Source organism: Pseudomonas sp. SWRI111 (assembly GCF_014268555.1).
GTDB classification, from domain to species: domain Bacteria; phylum Pseudomonadota; class Gammaproteobacteria; order Pseudomonadales; family Pseudomonadaceae; genus Aquipseudomonas; species Aquipseudomonas hamedanensis.
This window is the reverse complement of record NZ_JABWQQ010000151.1, coordinates 1-242: the sequence shown is the minus strand read 5'-3', so window position 1 is coordinate 242 and position 242 is coordinate 1. Positions and strand designations below refer to the sequence as shown.

Below are 242 nucleotides of genomic sequence, written 5' to 3'. Positions count from 1 at the left end.
GGCGCAGCGGACGGGACTCGAACCCGCGACCCCCGGCGTGACAGGCCGGTATTCTAACCGACTGAACTACCGCTGCGTATCGCTTTGAGCTTGCGCTCAAGTAACTTGCTTTGATTGAAAGCTTCGGTGCTTTGCAATCGTGAACCAGACATGTCTGACTCGTAAAATATGGCGCAGCGGACGGGACTCGAACCCGCGACCCCCGGCGTGACAGGCCGGTATTCTAACCGACTGAACTACCG

The 242-nt window shown here is 58.3% G+C and carries 1 tRNA gene; it reads right to left on the bottom strand.

Annotation, left to right across the window (positions count from 1 at the left end):
• Nucleotides 1-2: 2 nt before the first annotated feature.
• Nucleotides 3-76, bottom strand: a tRNA-Asp gene (locus HU755_RS27255).
• Between the last annotated feature and the right edge of the window lie 166 nt (nucleotides 77-242).